Annotated in this window: 5 protein-coding genes and 1 pseudogene; 5 read left to right on the forward strand and 1 reads right to left on the reverse strand. The window is 40.3% G+C overall.

Annotation, left to right across the window (positions count from 1 at the left end; translation table 11 throughout):
- Nucleotides 1-125: 125 nt before the first annotated feature.
- Nucleotides 126-1,298: an IS110 family transposase gene (locus G585_RS0116380; RefSeq protein WP_022772890.1), complete on the reverse strand. Its 1,173-nt coding sequence runs from the start codon at nt 1,296-1,298 to the stop codon at nt 126-128.
- A 259-nt stretch (nt 1,299-1,557) separates the two neighbouring features.
- Here G585_RS0116380 and G585_RS19955 point away from each other — a divergent pair.
- The 5 genes and pseudogenes from G585_RS19955 to G585_RS19235 all read left to right on the forward strand — a co-directional run.
- Nucleotides 1,558-2,268 (forward strand): annotated as a pseudogene (locus G585_RS19955) (aldo/keto reductase); the annotation flags it as partial.
- Between the two features lie 33 nt (nt 2,269-2,301).
- The gene (locus G585_RS19960) at nt 2,302-2,556 is read left to right on the forward strand and encodes a 4Fe-4S dicluster domain-containing protein (RefSeq protein ID WP_278246663.1); all 255 of its coding nucleotides are present in this window, start codon (nt 2,302-2,304) and stop codon (nt 2,554-2,556) included.
- Nucleotides 2,557-2,621: 65 nt separating this feature from the next.
- A complete protein-coding gene (locus tag G585_RS0116390) occupies nt 2,622-3,530 on the forward strand; it encodes a S1 RNA-binding domain-containing protein (protein ID WP_022776448.1) in 909 nt (302 codons plus the stop codon).
- 4 nt (nt 3,531-3,534) lie between these two features.
- Nucleotides 3,535-4,890, forward strand: a complete 1,356-nt coding sequence (locus G585_RS0116395) for an MATE family efflux transporter (RefSeq protein ID WP_022776450.1) — start codon at nt 3,535-3,537, stop codon at nt 4,888-4,890.
- A gap of 326 nt (nt 4,891-5,216) precedes the next feature.
- The coding region (locus G585_RS19235) for a hypothetical protein (RefSeq protein WP_022776451.1) at nt 5,217-5,683 on the forward strand (467 nt) is incomplete at its 3' end.

Here is a 5,683-nt window from a genome sequence, read left to right on the forward strand (position 1 = left end):
GATAGACTAACTATTAAATGTCAAGACTGAAACGAAGCAATTCGTTCAGATAGATCAGTACCTTGAAAACTGCATGACAAACAGAGCATCCGATAGGGTGCTCAGACAGAAGAGGAAAGAAATACTTATGCTGCGCGATAAGGTTCGCCGGTTAATTGCATCCGGTAGATCACCCGGACAAGTTTCTTACATGCATGTGAAATAGCTACATAGTAATGCTTGCCTTCCGCTCTCTTTTTGGCAAGATAAGAATTAAACACTGGATCCCAGTTGCAGACGTATATCGTGGCATTGAACAGGGCGTATCGCAGATAACGAGATCCACGTTTCTCCATATGGGCATAGGATGAAGTCAGTTGTCCGGATTGATATGTTGAAGGAGAAAGTCCTGCGTAGGCAAGGATCTGGTCTGCATTCTCAAAGCGTGAGAAATCGCCTATCTCTGCAAGGATCATGGCACCCATTCGATTTTTGATTCCAGGGATAGTGGTGATTGGAGATTCCAGCGTATTCATGATGGAATTGATTGCTGTTTCAATCTCGTTGATTTCTTCGCTAAGGACTTCAATGAGATGGATCGTGTGCTTTAGTTCCATGGATTTTGCGGACATTACAGTTCCTACGGAAGAAATAGCGGCATCTCGGATGAGGATTGCTTCATCGCGTCCGTAATGCCCCTTGGATGCTTCACAGAGAAGATGTTTTAGGCGAGTAAGATGTGCTGCGGCAACAAATGAAGCTCCGGGGAACTCGGAGAGCAAAGCGTAAACGGTAGCCGTATGAAGTGTGGGGACCAGTTTTTCCAATTCTGGGAATAGAATGCTGACAAGCCTGGAAACGGAGGTTTTGAGTTTGGCACGTTCCTGAACCTTGTCGAAACGGTATCTTGTGAGCGACTTTAATTCTTCGTTGTGGTATGATGTGTCTGAGTAGGGCTTGAGCGTCCTATCGGTCAATAACATCATAGCAATCGAAGCAGCGTCGACTTTATCCGTTTTCGTCTTTCTAAGGCTCTGACCTTTTCTGAAAAGATTTGTATGTAACGGGTTGATAACATAGCTGGCCAGGCCGTTATCAAGGAGCGACCGTAACAGATTGAGATGATAGTGTCCGGTAGCCTCGAGACCTACTTTTATTTCATGAAGATCTTTGGTTAATGACCAGATCTTCTCATACAGTTCGTCAAATCCCTGTAACGTGTTCTGGATAGTGAATGGAGAAAACAGGATTTCACCATCTGAACCGAGGATACAGCAATCGTGCTTATCCTTTGCAACGTCAATGCCAACATAGATCATACACATGATCCTCCTTTAAAGTATTTGATGCTGCTGTTGATCCACAGGGCTCTTTGCTGATGTAACCTCGTTCTACATAAACCGTCATGCGGTATCTAACTGATTAACATTATGACAAAGAGGCTGTGGTCGGAGCCTATCCGAAACCGTCTATGCGGTAGGGGCATAAAAACCAATCCACAGCATCTTCAACAGCATACCCGATACCTATAGAGAAGGTAAAGAATGGGTATGACTATATAATACGAGGGGCTTTACGTATTTTGATACAGCATATCCTTATCACGGTGAGAAATCGGAAGAAGCTGTAAAAGAAGCACTTGTTAAGCATCACCCCAGAGACAGCTTCGTTCTGGCAGATAAAATGCCCATTCTTCGTGTTAAAAAAGCTGAAGATTATCAAATGTTTTTTGACGAACAGATAAGGCGTTGTGGCGTGGATTATTTTGATTATTATCTACTTCACAATTTGGGAAGAGACAGATATATAAATACTGAAAAATATGGCGGATTTCCATTTATTGAGAAGCTTAAGAGGGATGGCTATGCTCGCAATATAGGCTTTTCCTATCATGATAATGCTGAGACTTTGGACAAGATCCTGACAGAACATCCTGAAGTTGATTTTGTTCAGTTACAGATAAATTACCTTGATTGGGAAAGTCAAGTTGCGCAGTCAGGGGCTTGTTATGAAGTGGCCAAAAAGCACGGCAAGAAAGTGATGGTAATGGAACCTGTAAAAGGTGGAACTCTTGCAAAACTTCCTGATAATGCCATGAAAGTTTTTAATGAATATTATGAAAAAGAAAAACAGCAGATTCCAACTCCGGCTTCACTTGCAATAAGATACGCTGCATCACTGGACAATGTTGCAATTGTTTTAAGTGGCATGAGCAATCTTGAACAGCTTGATGACAACACTTCTTATATGCAGGAATTTAAGCCACTTACGGATGGCGAAAAAAAGCTGGTTGAGAATATAACGGATATCCTTAATAGTACGATTAAAGTTCCGTGTACCGCATGCAAATATTGCTTGGAAGAATGTCCGAAAAACATAAATATTCCTGATTACTTTGGATTACTGAATTTATATGCAGTTACCGGAAAGACAACCGGAATGTATTATGAACGTTTTTCAATGAACCATGGGAAGGCTTTTGAGTGCTTGAAGTGTGGCAAATGTGAGAATATCTGCCCTCAGCATATTAGTATCAGGAAATTCCTTGATGAATTTGTGGATTTATATGAAAAATGATATATAAATAGTGGATATTTTCAGGGAGCCACAGAAAAAGAAAAAGTTTTTTGGAGGATAAAAAAATGGCAGAAGAAACAATGAATGATTTTAAGGATGAGATTGAAAGATCATTTAGAAAGGTAAAAGAAGGGGATATTCTTGAGGGAACAGTTATAGATATTTCAGAAACTGAGATTACTCTTGATCTTAAGTATTACACTCAGGGTGTTATAAAAGTAGCTGATATGAGTGATGATCCAAAGTTTTCAATTCACAGAGATGTAAAGATTGGCGATGAGATATCAGCAACAGTTATCAGCACTGACGACGGAAACGGAAATATTCTTTTGTCTAAAAAAGAGGCAAATCAGGTTATTTCATGGGACAAAATAAAGGAAATAGCTGATTCGGATTCATATGTAGATGTAAAAGTATCAGAGGCAGTTAAGAGTGGATGCGTAGCATTCTTAGAGGGAATAAGAGGATTTATTCCTGCATCTAAACTTGATCTTCAGTTTGTCGAAGAGGATAAGCTTTCTGAATACGTCGGCAAAACTCTTAAGGTTAAGGTTATAACAGCAGACAAGGATGCTAATAAACTTGTTCTTTCTGCAAGAGAGTACTTAAAGGAACAGGCTGATGCCAAAAGGGCAGAGATGATCTCTAATGTAGAGGTGGGACTTGTGACCGAAGGTGTTGTCGAAAGCCTTCAGAATTATGGCGCATTTGTAAATCTTGGAAATGGAATGACCGGACTTGTTCATATTTCTCAGATATGTAATCAGAGAATAGCTCATCCATCATCAGTTCTGAAGGTTGGACAGAAAGTAAAGGTTAAGGTTACAGCCATAAAAGATGGAAAACTCAGCCTTAGTATGAAAGCACTTGAAGAAATCGCTGCTACTGAGATTACTGAAGAAAAAATAGAGTTTGAGAGTGATGGTGATGCTACAACTTCACTTGGAGATCTCTTAAAGAAAGCAGGATTTTGATTTAATGGAAAATGAATTATTTGAGAGAGCGCCTATTCCGAAAGCTTATATGAAAATGGCGCTCCCTGTTGTGATGGGTATGATCGTGACACTTGTATATAACCTGGTGGATACATATTTCATCGCACTTACCGGTAATACTAACCTGATAGCGGGCATTTCAATATGCGCACCACTTTTTACACTGCTGCTTGCAATAGGTGATATTTTTGGTATAGGTGGAAGCTCTGTAATATCACGAATCCTTGGCATGCACAATGCAGATGAGGCGAGGAAAAAGAGTACATTTTGCTTTTATGCTTCAATGATCACAGGACTTATTTTTACAGTGGTTATGCTGGTTATGAAAAAGCAGGTACTTATGTTACTTGGAGCTACGGACAAGACTTATGAATATGCAGGACAGTACTATTTTTGGTTAATACTTGGCTCGACATTTATTATCTTTTCTCTTGTGCCATCAAATCTTTTAAGAGCAGAAGGCATGTCTTTGGAATCAATGACAGGTTCAGTAATCGGAACTGTAGTAAATATTATTCTTGATCCTATTTTTATTTTTGCTTTGGGACTTGGTGCAGCAGGAGCAGCTATTGCTACGATCATCGGTTATATAGTTACCTGCTCTTACTTTGTTTATGTCATCCGTAAAAAGAGTAAGGCGTTGTCGATGGATTTAAAACTCCTAAGCCTGGATGCTGCAACTTTTGCCAGTGTTTTTGCAATTGGCCTTCCATCAAGCATAACAAATCTGATGCAGACAATTGGAATTACGCTTACCAACAGATTTTTGCAGCCTTATGGTGATGATAGTATTGCCATTATGGGAATCGTGTTAAAAATAGTCAATATTGCTCTTCTTGTTATTGTTGGACTTGCCTTTGGTGGGCAACCACTTATCGGCTATAACTACGGTGCCCAGCTTAAAAAGAGACTTAGGAAGATTATTGGATTTGGAATGGCTGTGACTGGTGGTACAGGCCTTGTTTTTCTGATAGTATTGTCGGTCTTTGCTAATGGAATAATATCCAAATTTTTAAGTGATCCTGAAATGATAAGGATCGGAGTTTCAATGCTCAGATGGCAACTTCTTGGAGCACCGCTTATGGGAATCTGCCTCACAGCTATAGTTTCTTTTCAGTCTACTGGTAAAGCCAGCGGAGCATTTATTCTATCAGCCTGCAGGCAGGGAATTGTCTTTTTACCTGTAATATTTATATTATCAGCTGCTATGGGATTCGATGGAGTTATCAGGGCACAGTTTGTATCAGACATAGTTACAACTGTTGTTGCCTTAATTTTGTTTAAGGCCTTTCTGTGGAAAGACATTTTGGATCAGGACGCAGCCAAGCTGAAAGTGTAGGCATAGCTCTGTTCACTCTGATATTTTTCAATGTGATAAATTGGACATAAAAAACCCACAAAAGCCTTGTTTCATACTTATTCAGAACACAAGGCTTTTGCGGGTTTATTTATATCTATTTATCATCATTTCAAAATAAATCGTTCACATCACTATGCCTACACTTTCGGATTTTATGCCACTCGCAAGAAATTATACTTTTTCGCAGGCAACAAGGTGAAGTTTATAGAAAATTTACTGTAAAATATTATAAAAATAAACGATAATATATATAGACTGTTTACACTGTCACGTTTTTGTCTGTGTTTCATGAAAGGAGATTTGGCATGGAAGGCATGAATACTCAGGATATGCTTGGTGGTCAGGATTTATCTACAGCGAATGTTGATGATCTTATAGCGGCAATGAAGGCAGAAGAAGGTGCAGCTGTTCAAGAGCAAGCTGTAGAAGCTCCGGCTCCTAAAAAGCCACGAAAGAAAGTTGAGAAAGAACCAGTTCAGGATATTCCTGATCTGGAAGCTATGCTTGCTGCAAATGAACAAGAAGTAACTGCAGAAGCACCGGTAGAGATGCCTGCAGTAGAAGTGCCAGTAGAAATGCCGGTAGCAGAAACAGCAGAGATGCCTGCAGAAATGCCGGCTGTAGAAGAGGCAGCGCCAGACACAGATATGATGGCAATGATGGCAGCAATGGAAGGGGCATCAGCAGAGGAAGCCCCAGCAGCAGAGGCGCCAGTAGAGATGCCAGCCGAAATTCCAACTGCAGAAGTGCCAGTAGAAATGCCGGCAGCAGA

The sequence above is a fragment of the Butyrivibrio sp. AE2015 genome (assembly GCF_000420825.1).
GTDB lineage: Bacteria > Bacillota > Clostridia > Lachnospirales > Lachnospiraceae > Butyrivibrio.